Annotated in this window: 1 protein-coding gene; it reads right to left on the bottom strand. The window is 34.6% G+C overall.

The window, feature by feature from the left end; all coding sequences use genetic code 11:
- Window positions 1-32: 32 nt before the first annotated feature.
- The gene (locus COJ96_RS25410) at window positions 33-602 is read right to left on the bottom strand and encodes a SpoIIIAH-like family protein (protein ID WP_098576554.1); all 570 of its coding nucleotides are present in this window, start codon (window positions 600-602) and stop codon (window positions 33-35) included.
- Window positions 603-653 lie beyond the last annotated feature (51 nt).

The raw sequence follows: 653 nt of genomic DNA, 5'->3' as shown, positions 1-653 counted from the left end.
GAAAGTCAGTGACTTTCCTTTTTGTTCGTAACTTATTTTGTTGGCTGGAATTCTACTGCTACATAATTGGTTTCACCAATTTCTTTTTTCACTTGTAAGATGATTTTATTTGCTTCAGTTGCGGAAGGCTTATTCTTAGATTTAACGGTAACTCGTACTTCCTCACCATCAGCTCTGACCAATGCATCTTCATAACCCATTGTTTTAATTAAGGTTTCAAGTATTTCTTCTTTTTGTGCAGTTTGATTTAATTTATCCATTTGGTCTTTTACTTTGCTGCGTTCGACAGCTGGAAGATCAGTTGATGCAAGCTCAGTCGTCAAATCCTCTTGCTGTTGACTTCTTAGGTCATCTAACTTCATTCGAAGTTCTTCAAACTCTTGATCGCCAGCAACGGTTGATACAATTGTTTTATCATCTTTTGCTTCTGTTTTTGTTGTTGTTTTTGTTGTTGTTTTTCCTTTATTTTGTTCCTTGGCATCTTGCTGGATAGCTGCAAGATCATTACCCTTTTGCTCTGGTGATGTGATGTAATAAACAGATAATACAACAACTAAACTTAACATCGTTAATAACCAAACTGTTTGTTTTTTCAATAACATCTAAAAACACCCCTTTTATTTTTTAGGTCTTTTAAACTGGCCTGTTGATTT

Source organism: Bacillus sp. AFS073361 (assembly GCF_002567005.1).
Taxonomy (GTDB): domain Bacteria; phylum Bacillota; class Bacilli; order Bacillales; family Cytobacillaceae; genus Neobacillus.
The sequence above is the reverse complement of the archived record's forward strand: the minus strand, read 5'-3'. Positions and strand labels throughout refer to the sequence as shown.